Raw genomic sequence first — 14,022 nt, 5'->3', positions numbered from 1 at the left:
GCACGGCGCCGCGCCCGCGCGGTGACCGCGGCCCCGGCCGGTCGGCCGGGGCCGTCGTCATAGCGGAATGAAAACCTTTGTCAAGCCTGGAATTCTCCCGGGTCCGTGATTACCGTCTGCGGGTGGGTGTTCATCCTCCGTCTGCGAAAGGACCCCCATGTCTCTCGACGTGACCCCGGAACTGCTGGAGACGGCGCAGAAGGGCGAGGTCGGCGACGCGGACTTCGTCGAGTGCATCAGGACCTCCCTCCCCTACGCCTGGGACATGATCAGCGGCCTCGTGGCCCGGCTCCAGGTGGACGGCGGAGACTTCGCCGACAACCTCACCCCGCCGCCGGACGAGACGGCGCGCGGCCAGCTCCTCCGCGTCCTCGCCAGCGACGCCATGCGAGGCGCGCTGGAGCGTTACTTCGGGGTGAGACTCGCGTTCCAGAACTGCCACCGCGTCGCGGTCTTCCCCACCCAGGACTCCTCCGCCTACCGGACGTTCGTCACGGCCCGCGAACAGATCCTCAACCAGTCCCCCGAACTCCGCGACTGCTGACCCGCTCCCCCCGCGCGGCGCGCCGATCCCGGTCGGCGCGCCGCGCGCCGTATCGCGATGTGGGCAGCGGCCCCCGGCGGCTGTCTGGGCGCCCGGGTGCATGACTGGCAGGCGATGGCCGACCGTCACGCCCCGCCGATCCGCGCGGCCGGCTGGTGGGGTGCGCGGTCAGGTGGCGGCGCGGACTTTGGGAAGGACTTCTCGGCCCAGGCGGGCGATGTTCTCCAGGGTGGCGGCGCGGGAGCCGGCGGCTTCCACCAGGAGGACCAGGTGCCTTATGCCGGTTCGCTCGACCGTGGCCAGGAGGGACTCGGCGCAGTCGTCCGGTGAGCCGATCGGGTGGAGGTCGCACATCAGGCGCGTGTAGGCGACGGGGTCGCGGGACGGGCGCGGGCGGTCGTCCACGGCGACGTACCCCTCCAGGCCGGGGCCGAGCCAGCGCGGCATCCCGTCCATGAGGGCGGCGACCGCCTGCTCCCGCGAGTCGGCGACCTGGGCCACATGGGTGGAGACGTGCGGCAGGGACGGGTCGCCGTGCCGGGCGATCGCGGCGGCCTTCTCGTCCGGGCCGACATGCATGCCGAGCAGCATCGGCAGGCCGCGTTCCGCCGCGAGCGCCTCGGTCGCGGGGGACGTGCAGGCGACCGTCACCGGCGGCGGGACCGGCGCCCGCGGGACGACCGGCACCTCGCGGAAGGCGAAGTGCTCGCCCGACCAGCCGAGACGGTCGGAACGCAGCCACGCCAGGAGGAGGTCGAGGGATTCGGCGAAGCCGTGCTCGTAGCGGGGGAGGCCCGTGCCGAACACCTCCAGGTCGCGCCACGGTCCGCCGCGCCCGACCCCCAGCCGGAAGCGGCCGCCGGACAGCAGCGCCAGCATCGCGGACTGCTCGGCCAGCGCCACCGGATGCTGGGTGGACAGCACGCTCACCGCCGTCCCGACGCCGACCCGCGTGGTGGCGGCCAGCAGATGTCCGGCCAGCACGGTCGCGGACGGCACCACCCCGTACGACATGAAGTGGTGCTCGGCGAGCCACACGTCGTCGAACCCGGCGCGCTCGGCCGCGAGGGCGGCCTCGACGGTGCGGGACAGGGCTGCGGCGTCGTCCTGGCCGGGGAAACGGGCGGCGAGGAGGAAGATTCCGAGGCGCACGTCCCCGTCGTACCCGCCATGGGGGACGGGCGACCGCTCTGCAAGACTGCGGTCCATGACTGGTGGTTCGTTCAACAGGGTCGGGGTCGTCGGACTGGGCACGATGGGCGCGGGCATCGCCGAGGTGCTGGCGCGGGGCGGCCTCGCGGTCGTCGGCATCGAGGTGAACCGGGAGGCGCTGGAGCGCGGGCGCGGCAACCTGGAGTCCTCGACCGGACGGGCCGTCAAGCGGGGCAGGCTCAGCGAGGACGCGCAGCGCGAGATCCTCGGCCGCATCGCGCTGTCGACCGACTTCGCCGACCTCGGCGACTGCGACCTCGTCATCGAGGCCGTCCCCGAGCGGCTCGACCTGAAGCGCACGGTGTTCGCCGAGCTCGACCGCGTGTGCCGGGACGACGCCGTCCTCGCCACCAACACCTCCTCCCTGTCGGTCACCGACATCGCGGTCACCACCGGCCGGCCCACCAAGATCGTCGGGGTGCACTTCTTCAACCCGGCGCCGGTCATGAAGCTCGTCGAGGTCATCGGGACCGTCCTCACCGAGCCGGAGGCCGTCGCCCGGGTCGCCGGGCTGGTCGAGGGCCTCGGCAAGACGCCGGTGACGGTCGGGGACCGGGCCGGGTTCGTCGCCAACCGCCTCCTGTTCGGCTACCTGAACCAGGCCGCGACCATGCTGGAGACCGGGCACGCGACCCGCGACGACATCGACGCCGCGATGAAGGCGGGCGCCGGGCTGCCGATGGGCCCGTTCACCCTGATGGACCTGATCGGCCTCGACACCTGCCTCGAGGTGCTGGACGCGATCTACGCCGAGTCCCGCGACCGCCGCCACGCCGCCTCGCCGCTGCTCCGCGAGCTCGTCACCGCCGGGCTGCTCGGCCGCAAGACCGGCCGCGGCTTCTACTCCTACGACAGGTCAGGCCAGGCCGAGGAGGAGACGTCCGCCGCGGCGGCGCCGACCGTGGGCGTCGTCGGCGTCGGGCCGCTCGCGGACGCGGTCGCCGCGCTGTGCGCCCGGGCGGGCGCACGGGTCGGCGACTCCGCCGCCGACCTCGCGGGCTGCGACCTGATCGTCGAGGCCGCGGAGGACCCCGAGGCCGCGCGGGCGCTGCTGTCCGCCGCCGTCCAGGCCGCCAAGCCCGGAACGGTCATCGCCGTCACCTCGGTGGACGGCTCCGCGATCCGGCAGGCCATGGCCACCGGACGCCCCGCCGACGTCGTCGGGCTGCACCTCCCCGACCCGGCCGGCGCCCTGGCGGAGATGTCCGCCACGGTCGCGACCGCACCGGACGTCGCCGACCGCGCCGCCGGCCTCCTCGCGCGTCTCGGCCTCACCGTCGTGCGCTGCCGCGACCGCGCCGGGTTCATCGTGGACGCCCTGCGCCTGCCCTACCTGAACGACGCCGCCGCCATGCTCGGCGCCGGATACGCCGACGCCGACTCCATCGACGCCGCGATGACGCTGGGCTGCGGCTACCCGACCGGCCCCATCGCCGACCTCGACCGCATAGGCCCCGGCCGCGCCGTCACCGTCCTGCGCGCCCTGCACGCCGAGACCCGCGACCCGGCCCTGGCCCCGGCCCCCCTCCTGGTGGAGCACGCGACGGCCGGGAAGCCCCTGCGCTAGCCCTCCCGTCCCTGCGCGGGCGGCCCGCCGGGCTGGTCGGGTTCATATGCTTTAGGGCATGAGCCCCCGCAAGAATCGCCGTGCCGCATCCGGACGTTCCGCCCGGGGCGGGGGCACGTCATGGGCTCAGGAGACCGAGGAGGGCCCGGACGGCGAGTGGATCGTCCGGTCGGTCTCCGGGGCCGGGGCGGCCAAGCCGTACCGCTGCCCGGGCTGCGACCAGGAGATCCCGCCGGGCGTCGGCCATGTCGTCGCGTGGCGGGCGGGTGACGGCGGGGACGACCGGCGGCACTGGCACCGGCCCTGCTGGCAGGCCCGGAACCGCCGGTCGCCGCGCGTGCTGCGGTCGCGCAACGCCCCGCGGTACTGACGACCGGCGTCCCGAGCGCGGACGCCGCCTGGCCGAGTGAGAGAAGAGGGATCGATGGCGGAGATCAGGGCGGCCTCGGTGCTGCCGGCGCGGCGCGAGGAGATCACGCTGCACACGTCCGACGGCCTGGAGCTGGTCGGGGAGCTGGCGCTGCCGCCGGAGCGGCCGCCGGTCGCGACGCTGGTCTGCCTGCATCCGCTGCCCACGGCCGAGGGCATGATGGACAGCCACGTCCTGCGCAAGGCGTCCTTCCGGCTGCCCGCGCTCGCCGACCTCGCCGTCCTGCGGTTCAACACGCGGGGGACGACGTCGGCGCGCGGCACGAGCCAGGGCGAGTTCGGCGACGGCGAGACCGAGCGGTTCGACGTGGCGGCGGCGCTGGAGTACACCGAGTACCACGACCTGCCGCGGCCGTGGCTGCTCGGCTGGTCGTTCGGCACCGAGCTGGCGCTCAGATGGGGACGGGACCCGCTGGTCGAGGGCGCGATCCTGCTGTCGCCTCCGCTGAAGAGGGCCGGCGACGCCGACCTCGACGCGTGGGGCGCCGACGGGCGGCCCCTCGTGGCGCTGGTGCCGGAGTTCGACGACTACCTGCGCCCGGCGGAGGCGCGGGAGCGGTTCAAGCGCGTCCCGCAGGCCGAGGTGGTCGCGGTGGACAACGCCAAGCACCTCTGGGTGGGCGAACCCTACGTCCGGATCGTGCTGAACGAGATCGTCAAGCGGGTCGCGCCGGCCGCCTACCCGCTCCCCACTGAATGGGATGAAACGGACAGATAAACACGGGCGGCCGATCGCGGCCACTCCGTCCCACCGGCCGCGCCGGCGGGCGACCATTGCCCAATGACGGTGCAGCTGTACGCAAGGGACGTCGGGACCGGCACACCGCTCGTGCTGCTGCACGCCTTCCCGCTGTCGTCGGCGATGTGGCTCGCCCAGCGCGAGGGCCTCGCGGGCCGGTTCCGGGTCATCACCCCGGACCTGCGCGGTTTCGGCGGCTCCCGGCTGGGCGACGACGAGCCGTCCGTCGACACGATGGCCGACGACGTCGCCCGCGCGTGCCGCTCGCTCGGGGTCCGGCGGGCCGTCGTCGGCGGGCTGTCCATGGGCGGGTACGTGGCGATGGCGCTGTGCCGGCGGCACCCCGACCTCGTCCTCGGCCTCGTGCTGGCCGCCACCCGCGCCACCGCCGACACCGCCCCCGTCCGGGAGAACCGGCTGCGGCAGGCCGGCGCCCTCGAAGCCGAGCGCAGCACCCGCGTCCTCGTGGACGAGGTGCTGCCCGGCCTCGTCGGCCCCACCACCTACCGGCAGCGGGCGCTGATCTACGGGCGGGTCCGCGGCCTCGTCCAGGCGGCGCCGCCGCTCGCCGCCGCGTGGGCGCAGCGCGCCATGGCGGGACGCGCGGACTCCACCGAGACGCTCCGCGGCCTCCGCGCCCCCGCGCTCGTCATGATCGGGGACGAGGACGCGCTGGCCACCGAGGACGAGGCCCGCGCCATGGCCGAGGCGATGCCGAACGCCGAGACGCTCGTCATCCCGCGCGCCGGGCACCTGTGCGCGGTGGAGCAGCCCGAGCTGTTCAACCAGGCGGTGGCGGAGTTCGCCGCCGCCCTCGCCCGGACGTCCCGCTGACCCCGGCGCGGACGCGCCGGGGCCGGCGTCCTACAGCGTCTCCTGGCGCGGCATGACGACCTCGCGGATCAGCAGCGAGATCGCGGCCGCCGTGGGGATCGCCAGCAGCGCGCCGACCACGCCGAGCAGGGCAGCGCCGACCAGCGCCGCCACGATCGTCACCGCCGGCTGGACGTCCACGGTCCGCTTCATCACCCGCGGATAGACGAGGTAGTTCTCCACCTGCTGGTAGACGACATAGAAGATCGCGCACACGATGAGGTCGGTCGTGGTCCCGGTCAGGAACGCCACCAGGGAGACGATCACCGCGCCGATCGTGGCGCCGATCAGCGGGACGAGGTCGGTCACCGCGACGATCAGCGCGAGCGCGAGCGCGTACTTCACCCCGAGGATCGACAGGAAGATGTACGAGCACACGCCCGCGATGAGCGCGATCGTGAACTGGCCGGCGACGTAGCCGCCGATCCGGTCGAGGATCTCGTCGCCGAGCAGGGCGACCCGGGCCCGCCGGGTGCGCGGGGCCAGCTGGTAGAAGAACGTCTTGATCTGCGGCAGCGAGCTGAGGAAGTACAGCGTCAGGATCAGGATCGTGATCGTCTGGAAGATGCCGTTGATCGCGACCTTGCCGATGCCGGTGGCGGTGTCGGTGAGGCCCTTCTGGAAGCCGTCGCCGTTCACCGTCTTCTCGGCGCGTTCCAGCAGGCCGTAGCGCTTGTCCCAGTCGGCCAGCGTCTTGTTGTTCTGGAGCTGCTGGACGTACTCGGGGATGTTGTGGCGCAGCTCGGTGACCTGCTCGGACACCGGCTGGACGAGGGAGGCGACGAACCCTGCGAAGAACAGGATCACGATCAGGAACACCGTCGCGACCGCGGCGCCGCGGGGCAGGCCGAACCTGCGCAGCCGCTCCACCGCCGGGTTGAGGCCGACCGCGAGGAACATCGCGACCACGATCATGACGAGCACCGACTTGGCGTTCGTCGCGGCCTTCACCAGCATCCAGGCGGTGATGACGCCGAGCGCCGCCGTGAACCCGAACACGAACGGGTGCGCGCGGCCGAGCGGCTGCCCGGGCTTGCCGAACGGGAACAGGTGGTCGACGCCGGCCTCGCGCTTGCGCTGCTCGACGTCGTGCGCCGGGTCGGGCGCGCCCGGCTCGGGCGCCACGGGTTCGGCGCCCGACCGTGCCGCCGGGAGGGTGACCGGAGCGCCGGTCGCCGGATCGCGTTCTCCCACGGGCTGCTCGATCTCCTCGGGCCTCAACGCCCCACTCGGCGCGACACCGTCGTCGTCACCGCTCCCGCCCGGTCCGCTCGTGCCGGAGCCGGTCTCAGCGGAGCCGGTCGTGCCGGACCCGCTCTCGGTGGAGTCGGTCGTGCTGGAGTCGGTCTCGGCAGAGCCGGTCGCGCTTGAGCAGGTGCCGCCGGAGCCGTTCTCGCTTGAGTCGGTGTCGGTGGAGTCGGTCTTGGTGGGGCCGGTGTCGGTGTCGCGGTCCGCCTCGTCGGTGTCGTCGGCGGGGGGAGCCGGAGCGGGGACCCGGCGGCCGGTGGCGGACCGTCCCTCGCCGGGGGCGGGCTCGCGGCCGTCGTGCTGGGGGGTCTCGTCGGGCACGCCGCTCTCCTCTGTCGTGCGTCTACGGGGTTGAGACGACGGAAAGCCCGGAGGCGTTTCACCGCCTCCAGGCTTTCCGTCATGCCCGACCGTTAAGGGGTCACTCCTGCCACCAGTCCTCGTCGTCCTCGTCGGACTTCTTGGCCTGGGCCGGCTTGGCGGGCGCGGCCTTGGCGGCGGGCTGCTGCTTGGGGGCCTGCTGCGCCGGGGCCGGCTTCGGCTCGGCCGCCGGGATGGCGGGCTTCTCCGGAGGCGCGGCCAGCTCGGGCTCGGGGCTCATCGTCGGCGCGACGCCGCCGATGAGCTGACGCAGCTGGTTGAGGTGGCTGGTGATGCTGTCGCGCTGGCGGGTGAGCTCGTCGACCTGGCGCTGCGCCGCCGTCCGGACGCGGTCGGCCTCGGACTTGGTCTCGGCGAGCAGCTGCTCGGCCTGCGACTTGGCCTCGGCGATCACGTTGTCGGAGTTCTTGCGCGCGTTCGCCATCAGCTGCTTGGCGTGCGAGTCGGCCTCGCGCCGGGTCTGCTCGGCCTGCTGCGTCGCCTTCGCGGCGCGCTGCTCGGCGGACGCGGCGCGCTGCTCGGCCTCGGCGACGAGCTTCTGCGTCGCGGCCTGGGCGGCGGAGTGGCGCTCGGCGTCCTGCCGGTCGGCCTCCTCGCGGCGAGCGGCGAGCTGGATCTCGAACTCGGCCTCGGCCTGGGCGCGCTGGGCCTCGCTCTCCTCCAGGATGCGCTGGGCCTGGGCCCGCATCTCGTCGGCCTGCCGCTTGGCCGTGGTGAGGATCTCGTCGCGCTCCCGCTTGGTGGACGCGCGCAGCTGCGCCACCTCGCGCTCGGTGGTGGTGCGGAGCTTGGCGATCTCACGCTCGGCGGCGGCGCGCTTCTCGGCGACCTCGTGGTCGGCGGTGGCCCGCAGCTTGGCGACCTCGCGCTCGGTGGTGGAGGTCAGCTCGTCGGCCTCGCGGCGGGCGGAGGTGCGCACCTCCTCGGCCTCGCGCTCGGCGGCCTGCCGCATGTCGTCGCCCTCGCGCTGGGCGTTGGCGCGCAGCTCGGAGGCGTCGTTCTCGGCGGTGGCGCGCTGCTCGGCGGCGTCGACCTTGGCCGCGGCCTTGATCTCGTTCGCCTCCGAGCGGGCCGCCTGGACCAGCTCGGTCGCCTGCTCCTCGGCGAGCCGCAGCAGCTGCTCGATGCGGGCGCCGAGGCCGGAGTAGGTCGGACGTTCCTGCTCCTGCAGCTGCCGGTGGGCGTCCGACAGCTCGCGCTGCAGGGCCTGGGTCTGCTCGCGGGTCTGCCGCACCTCGTTGTCGAGCTGCTTGATGTGCTCGTCGACCTGGTGCCGGTCGTAGCCGCGAAGCACCACGTCGAACTCGCGCGGGGGCGTGTCTTCAAAGAAGTTGCTGAGCTGGGCGTCGATGTCGGACTGCATGTGGCTCAATCCTGATGTGACGGGGCTACGGGTGGTTCCGGGGACCGGTTGATCGCCTGGCATGACGGACGCACTTGCCCCAGACCTCTTCCGGCGAATGAAGCGTACTCCGGACACTGCCGTGTTGGGGGCTCATCTTGACGCGCTGCGTGGAATGTCCTTTTTGTTCGGGCATGCGACCGGCCCGCAGCAGCCCAGGTGTTGGGGGTGCAAATACACCAGATGTGTCCGAACGGTCACAGAGCGGCGGTCCAGGCCGCGCGCTGCGTCACCGTGATATCGAACACGTCACGATCCTGGCGCACCCCCGCCGGGGCCCGCGTTACAAGATCATTCGGCGCTCGGGCGCTTCTGCACCAGCTCCGTCAGGACCCCGTGGCAGTCCTTGGGGTGCAAAAAGTTGATCAAGGAACCCATCGATCCGTGGCGCGGCGCGTCGTACAGGACGCGCACGCCCCTGCCCGCGATCCCGGCGGCCTCGTCGGCGACCGTCCCGTCCGTCCCGAACGCGATGTGGTGGACGCCCTCGCCGTTCTTCTCCATCCACTTGGCGACGGCCGAGTCCTCCCGGATCGGCTCGATGAGCTGCAGGTAGCTCGCCGCGCCGTCCCCCGTGTCGTTGATCTTGAGCATGCACTCCCGCACGCCCTGCTCCTCGTTCACCTCGAAGTGCGCGTCGGTGAAGCCGTAGGTCGCCTTGTAGAACTCGACGGTCGCGTCCAGATCGCGGCAGGCGATGCCGATGTGGTCGATACGGGTCAGCATGGGCTTTGTCCCTCCTCGGACGGCCAGGCGGGGGCGAACGGAACCGAACGGCGCTCCCGTGGGTATCGTGGCAAACGTCGCCGCAGCACCTTCCTGGAGGCCCCCACATGACCACCTCGTCCGTGATCGTCGCCGGAGCGCGCACCCCCATCGGGCGCCTGATGGGCTCGCTGAAGGACTTCTCCGCGGCCGACCTCGGGGCGCACGCGATCAAGGCGGCGCTGGAGCGGGCCGGGGTGTCCGGCGACCAGGTGCAGTACGTGATCCTCGGCCAGGTGCTGCAGGCGGGCGCGGGCCAGATCCCGTCCCGGCAGGCGGCGGTCAAGGCCGGCATCCCGATGAGCGTCCCCTCCATCACGATCAACAAGGTCTGCCTCTCCGGGCTGGACGCGATCGCGCTGGCCGACCAGCTCATCCGGGCGGGCGAGTTCGAGATCGTGGTGGCGGGCGGCATGGAGTCGATGACCCAGGCCCCGCACCTGCTGCCGAAGTCGCGCGGCGGCTACAAGTACGGCTCCGTCGAGGTCCTCGACCACATGGCCTACGACGCCCTCACCGACGCCTTCGACGGCGTCTCCATGGGCGAGTCCACCGAGCGGCACAACGCGAGGCTCGGCATCTCCCGGGAGGAGCAGGACGAGTTCTCCGCCCGCTCCCACCAGCGCGCCGCCGAGGCGATCAAGAACGGCGTGTTCGACGAGGAGATCGCCCCGGTCGAGATCCCGCAGCGGCGCGGCGAGCCCGTGGTGTTCTCCGCCGACGAGGGCGTGCGCGGCGACACCACCGCCGAGGGCCTGGCCCGGCTGCGCCCGGCGTTCAGCAAGGAGGGGACGATCACCGCCGGCTCGTCCTCGCAGATCTCCGACGGCGCCGCGGCGGTCGTGGTGATGTCCAGGGCCAAGGCCGAGGAGCTCGGCCTGACCTGGCTCGCCGAGATCGGCGCCCACGGCAACGTCGCGGGCCCGGACAACGCGCTGCAGTCCCAGCCGTCCAACGCGATCAAGCACGCCCTCGGCAAGGCGGGCCTCACCGTCGACGACCTCGACCTCATCGAGATCAACGAGGCGTTCGCCTCCGTCGGCATCCAGTCGATGCGCGACCTCGGCGTCGGCCCCGAGAAGGTCAACGTCAACGGCGGCGCCATCGCGGTCGGCCACCCGGTCGGCATGTCCGGCGCCCGCATCCTCCTGCACCTGGCCTACGAGCTGAAGCGCCGCGGCGGCGGCACCGGCGCCGCCGCCCTCTGCGGCGGCGGCGGCCAAGGAGATGGATTGATCATTCACGTCCCGGCCCGGTAGCGAGGGCCGGGGAGGACCCCCGCCTCACTGGGAGGCGGGGGTGATGGTCACCGTCGTGAAGCCGAGGGCCTTGAGCATGTTCTCCAGCATCGACTTGGTGTTGGCGTCGGCGCGTTCCTTCAGGCCGCTCTGGGCCGCGGCCGTCTGGATCTTCTGGGACGCCAGGACGTAGAGCTGCTGCTGGTTGTTCGGGTTGCTGCTGAAGAAGTCGCCGAAGCGGTCGAAGACGCCGCGCTGCGTCGCGTAGACGTAGCTGTTCTTCGTGTCGAGGTTCGTCTTCTCCAGCTGGGCGGGCGGGAGGGTGACCGTCGCCACCGTGCGGTCCGCGTTGACCTTCAGGGCGCCCGAGCCGAGCCGGGAGAAGTCCACGTAGGCGTCGACCGAGCCGTTGCCGACGAACAGGGTCCGCTTGCCGCGCAGCGAGGACGGCAGGAACTTGGCGTCCTTCTCCAGGTCCACGACGACCTGGAAGTTGCCGCTCGCCGCCTCGTAGCGGTGCAGGTCGCGGATCGACTTCAGCAGGACGGGACCGCTGCGGTCCTTCGTCTCCTCCTTGAACGGGTTGAGCCAGTGGGGGAGGCCGTGCAGCGCCTGCTGGGCGACCAGGACGAGCGCGACGGTGGCGACGATGATCGCGAGGGGGGTGAGCAGGCCGCGCCGCGGGGGGCGGGACCGATCGGGGGACGACTTGGCGGGCGCGTCGTGCTTCCCGCCGTTCTTCGCGTCGTTCTTCGTTTCCGAGCGAGCCATGTAATCGACATTCCCGGCAGCGGCGTCCGCTACCTCATCCGGCGGGTTCGGGCTCGTGCGGGGACGGGTGCCGCAGGTCCGACTCGTGGGTCGCCTGCTCCACCTCGATCAGCGACTCGCTGCGGAGATGCGCCTCGTGGGCGGCCCGGCCGCCCCGCACGCCGAACAGCCGTTTGGTGACGACGATGTAGACGATGAGACCGATGTTGAGCACCAGCGCGCCGGCGCGCAGCACGGTGACCTTCTCCACCAGCTCGTAGATCTCGATCGGCAGCCCGAAGCACGTCGCGACGACCGCGAAGTACTCGCCCCAGCGCTTCAGCAGCCACAGCCCGACCGCCTCGATCAGCTCGATCGCGCCGTAGACGATGAGGCCGACGGCCAGCCAGCGCAGCGTCCGCGCGTCCAGGTCGAACACGTGCCGGACGGACGTGACGACCTTGGAGTGGTCGAGGTCCCAGCCGACCTGCTCGGCGATGGGGCGCAGCAGCGGGATCTCCTTCTCGAAGATCCGCTCGATCGATCCGCGGCTGCCGGCGAAGCGCCACACCCCGTACGCGGCGACCAGCACGATCAGGCCGCGGATGCCGCGCTCCACCGCGAAGAACCGCATGACGAAGGCGTCGCGCAGCTCCCGGCCGCGCCTGACCAGCGGCGCGCGGTCGGCCGGGCCGGTCCCGTGCGGCTCGCCGTGCACGTAGGTCCCGCAGCGCAGGCATCGCCACGCGGCGCCGATGGGGGACGAGACGACGAGCCGCTCGCGCAGCCTCTCCTCGTCCGGCGCGTAGGTGATGTGTCCCTTGCGCGCGCAGGTCAGCAGGCTCCAGTCCACGCGGACACCCTAGAGGCCATCCGGGGTCCGCATACGTCACGGTTTGCGCACGGTCGTGCGAGCGCCGTGTGAGCAACGCCATATCCGGCGCGGAAACCGCGGGCCGACGCCGTGCCGTTGAGCGGGCGTGGACATGATTCGTGCTTTCCGGTTCGTCTCCGTCGCCGAGGCGTTCTCGTTCCTCCTCCTGCTGCTGGTCGCGATGCCGCTGAAGTACGGGGCGGACGCGCCGGTCGGCGTGCAGGTGATGGGGCCGGTGCACGGCGTCCTGTTCATGGCCTACGTCGGCCTGGTCTTCCTCGTCCGCGAGCAGCTCGGCTGGGACCTCAAGCGCACGGTGCTCGCGCTCGGCGCCGCGGTCCTGCCCGTCGCGCCGTTCTTCGTGGAGCGCCACTGGACGCGGCCCGCCGCCGAGCCGGCACCGGCCGGGCGGGGCGCCTGACCTCCTGCGTGACCGCGGTGGGCCGGGGGGTCCTGCCGCGGTCACGCGGGACGGGTGTCCAGGACGTCGTGGAGGCGGCTCTCCGTCGTGCGGGGGGCGTGGAAGTCCCGCGGGCCCAGCGCGCAGGCGCGGTACTCGGCGAAGTGGAGCCGTAGCCAGTCGCGTCGCCGCTGCTCGGTCCAGGACGCGAACCGGTGGCCCGCGCGCGTGCCGGCCGCGGCCGGGGGCTCGTCGCCGAGAAGCCACGCGTCGACCAGCGCGCGGTAGCCGTCGCCGGAGGCGCAGGCCCCTTCGTCCTTGAGCGCCTCGCTGATCTGCCGGACGGCCCGGGACGCGTATCCGGGGGCGAGGTCCTCGTCGAGGTGGACGGCGGCGACGCCGTTCGCCACCGCGACGGGCATCCAGGCGGGACGCTGCTCGACCATCGTGAAGGCTCCCGGCGTGCCGTTCAGCCGCGCGGCGAGCGGGGTCGCCGCCGCCATCAGCTGGGGCAGCGCCTCCCGCAGGGCGGGGTGCACGCAGACGGTGAGGGGCCACGTCCGGCACACCGGCTCCGCCTGGGCGGGCGCCACCGTCCCGCCGGAGCGGTGCAGGGCGAGGGTGGCGGAGACGGTCGCGGCGAGCGCGAGCGCCAGGGGCAGGACGAGCAGGAAGCGCCGCGTCGCCCACATCACGTAGCCGAGGATCAGCGCCGTGGTCAGCCCCGCGGCCCAGAGGACCTGCACGGCGAACACCTCGGGACGCAGGGTGGTGAACAGCTGGACGCGGGAGAACGCGGCCGGGGGAAGCAGGCTCCACCAGGACGTCCCGGGGATGCGCAGGGCGGCCCACAGGGAGGTCGCGGCGAGGACGAGGGCCGCGGTGGCGCGGTGCGGTGCGACGCGTCCCGTGAGGTAGCCCGCGACGACGTGCAGGACGAGCGCGCCGGCGCCCGAGAGCGCGCCGAGCGGGTGGGGGTGCCCGGCGTGGGGGTGCACGAGGGTGACGGCGACGACCACCGCCGTGACCGCGACGTAGGAGACCAGCGCGGCGGACGACAGCAGCAGCAGGTCGAACAGCACGCCCGTCGCGGGGGAGCGGGCGGTGAGGTCGCGCAGGTAGTCGAGCGGGCGTTCCCGGACGGCCGTCCACGCGGCCAGGCCCGCGGCGGCCGGGCCCAGGAGGCGGACGGCGTTGACCAGCGCGACGACGCTGTTGTCCCAGTAGGCGACCGCCGGGCTCAGCGACAGGCACGCCGCCGCCGTCCCGAGCACGGTGAGGACCGGCACGGCGACGAGCAGCGCCGTGCGGCGGGCGTCCAGCCGGAGCACCCGCCCGAGGTCAGACACCGGTGGCGCTCTCGGCGGGCGACCGCCCCGGCCGCACCTTCGCGAGCTGTGGCAGGGGCAGGGGCAGGTGCGGCAGCGCGAGCGACGGCAGGGACATCTGCGGCAGCGCGCGCCGGGCCGGGCGGCGCCGGGGCATCGCGTCGACGGTCTGCGGATGGAGGGCGCCGCGCGGGGCCGACGGCGTAAGCGCTGACCACCAACTGCAGTGTCTGCGCCGAGTACCCGAGCTCGCGGCCGATATCCGGCAGCAC

The 14,022-nt window shown here is 73.0% G+C and carries 15 protein-coding genes; 7 read left to right on the top strand and 8 right to left on the bottom strand.

What is annotated here, in order from left to right:
* The first annotated feature begins 157 nt into the window (after positions 1-157).
* Positions 158-544 (top strand): SCO5389 family protein, encoded by a 387-nt coding sequence (locus ABWI04_RS38090; RefSeq protein ID WP_353835411.1) that lies wholly within the window; start codon positions 158-160, stop codon positions 542-544.
* A gap of 168 nt (positions 545-712) precedes the next feature.
* Here the strand turns inward: ABWI04_RS38090 and ABWI04_RS38085 are convergent, their stop codons facing one another.
* Positions 713-1,696: an LLM class flavin-dependent oxidoreductase gene (locus tag ABWI04_RS38085; protein ID WP_345184121.1), complete on the bottom strand. Its 984-nt coding sequence runs from the start codon at positions 1,694-1,696 to the stop codon at positions 713-715.
* A 55-nt stretch (positions 1,697-1,751) separates the two neighbouring features.
* Here ABWI04_RS38085 and ABWI04_RS38080 point away from each other — a divergent pair, with 55 nt between their 5' ends.
* The 4 genes from ABWI04_RS38080 to ABWI04_RS38065 all read left to right on the top strand — a co-directional run bounded on the left by ABWI04_RS38080 (position 1,752) and on the right by ABWI04_RS38065 (position 5,325).
* The gene (locus tag ABWI04_RS38080) at positions 1,752-3,323 is read left to right on the top strand and encodes a 3-hydroxyacyl-CoA dehydrogenase family protein (protein WP_353835410.1); all 1,572 of its coding nucleotides are present in this window, start codon (positions 1,752-1,754) and stop codon (positions 3,321-3,323) included.
* A gap of 58 nt (positions 3,324-3,381) precedes the next feature.
* Positions 3,382-3,693, top strand: coding sequence for an Rv1322 family protein (locus ABWI04_RS38075; RefSeq protein WP_345184125.1), 312 nt, complete (start codon positions 3,382-3,384; stop codon positions 3,691-3,693).
* Between the two features lie 54 nt (positions 3,694-3,747).
* On the top strand, positions 3,748-4,470 hold the full coding sequence (locus ABWI04_RS38070; protein ID WP_345184127.1) for an alpha/beta hydrolase: 723 nt from the start codon (positions 3,748-3,750) through the stop codon (positions 4,468-4,470).
* Between the two features lie 63 nt (positions 4,471-4,533).
* Complete coding sequence (locus tag ABWI04_RS38065; RefSeq protein ID WP_345184129.1) at positions 4,534-5,325, top strand: alpha/beta fold hydrolase; 792 nt, start codon at positions 4,534-4,536, stop codon at positions 5,323-5,325.
* A 30-nt stretch (positions 5,326-5,355) separates the two neighbouring features.
* Here the strand turns inward: ABWI04_RS38065 and ABWI04_RS38060 are convergent, their stop codons facing one another.
* The 3 genes from ABWI04_RS38060 to mce all read right to left on the bottom strand — a co-directional run bounded on the left by ABWI04_RS38060 (position 5,356) and on the right by mce (position 9,121).
* Positions 5,356-6,933 carry an AI-2E family transporter gene (locus tag ABWI04_RS38060; protein ID WP_353835409.1) on the bottom strand — a complete coding sequence of 526 codons (1,578 nt, stop codon included), beginning with the start codon at positions 6,931-6,933 and terminating at the stop codon, positions 5,356-5,358.
* 100 nt (positions 6,934-7,033) lie between these two features.
* Entirely contained in the window at positions 7,034-8,356 is a 1,323-nt protein-coding gene (locus tag ABWI04_RS38055) for a DivIVA domain-containing protein (protein WP_345184132.1), read from the bottom strand.
* 330 nt (positions 8,357-8,686) lie between these two features.
* Positions 8,687-9,121 (bottom strand): methylmalonyl-CoA epimerase, encoded by a 435-nt coding sequence (mce, locus tag ABWI04_RS38050; protein ID WP_353835408.1) that lies wholly within the window; start codon positions 9,119-9,121, stop codon positions 8,687-8,689.
* A 107-nt stretch (positions 9,122-9,228) separates the two neighbouring features.
* On the opposite strand from mce, the gene ABWI04_RS38045 reads away from it, so the two are divergent.
* On the top strand, positions 9,229-10,419 hold the full coding sequence (locus ABWI04_RS38045) for an acetyl-CoA C-acetyltransferase (RefSeq protein WP_353835407.1): 1,191 nt from the start codon (positions 9,229-9,231) through the stop codon (positions 10,417-10,419).
* Between the two features lie 24 nt (positions 10,420-10,443).
* Here ABWI04_RS38045 and ABWI04_RS38040 read toward each other — a convergent pair whose 3' ends face one another.
* Together ABWI04_RS38040 and ABWI04_RS38035 are read right to left on the bottom strand one after the other, a co-directional pair.
* Positions 10,444-11,169: a DUF4230 domain-containing protein gene (locus ABWI04_RS38040; RefSeq protein WP_345184138.1), complete on the bottom strand. Its 726-nt coding sequence runs from the start codon at positions 11,167-11,169 to the stop codon at positions 10,444-10,446.
* A gap of 34 nt (positions 11,170-11,203) precedes the next feature.
* On the bottom strand, positions 11,204-12,001 hold the full coding sequence (locus tag ABWI04_RS38035) for a DUF2127 domain-containing protein (protein ID WP_353835406.1): 798 nt from the start codon (positions 11,999-12,001) through the stop codon (positions 11,204-11,206).
* Positions 12,002-12,134: 133 nt separating this feature from the next.
* On the opposite strand from ABWI04_RS38035, the gene ABWI04_RS38030 reads away from it, so the two are divergent.
* On the top strand, positions 12,135-12,443 hold the full coding sequence (locus tag ABWI04_RS38030) for a DUF3817 domain-containing protein (protein WP_345184142.1): 309 nt from the start codon (positions 12,135-12,137) through the stop codon (positions 12,441-12,443).
* A gap of 41 nt (positions 12,444-12,484) precedes the next feature.
* Here ABWI04_RS38030 and ABWI04_RS38025 read toward each other — a convergent pair whose 3' ends face one another.
* Both ABWI04_RS38025 and ABWI04_RS38020 read right to left on the bottom strand, forming a co-directional pair.
* Complete coding sequence (locus ABWI04_RS38025; protein ID WP_353835405.1) at positions 12,485-13,771, bottom strand: hypothetical protein; 1,287 nt, start codon at positions 13,769-13,771, stop codon at positions 12,485-12,487.
* The gene (locus ABWI04_RS38020) at positions 13,764-13,907 is read right to left on the bottom strand and encodes a hypothetical protein (RefSeq protein WP_353835404.1); all 144 of its coding nucleotides are present in this window, start codon (positions 13,905-13,907) and stop codon (positions 13,764-13,766) included. The genes ABWI04_RS38025 and ABWI04_RS38020 overlap by 8 nt, the downstream gene beginning before the upstream one ends.
* Positions 13,908-14,022 lie beyond the last annotated feature (115 nt).

It is taken from the genome of Actinomadura sp. NPDC000929, assembly GCF_040492065.1.
Taxonomy (GTDB): Bacteria; Actinomycetota; Actinomycetes; order Streptosporangiales; family Streptosporangiaceae; genus Spirillospora; species Spirillospora verrucosospora.
Note: the sequence above shows the minus strand (reverse complement) of the source record. Positions and strands in the feature narration are given on the sequence as shown.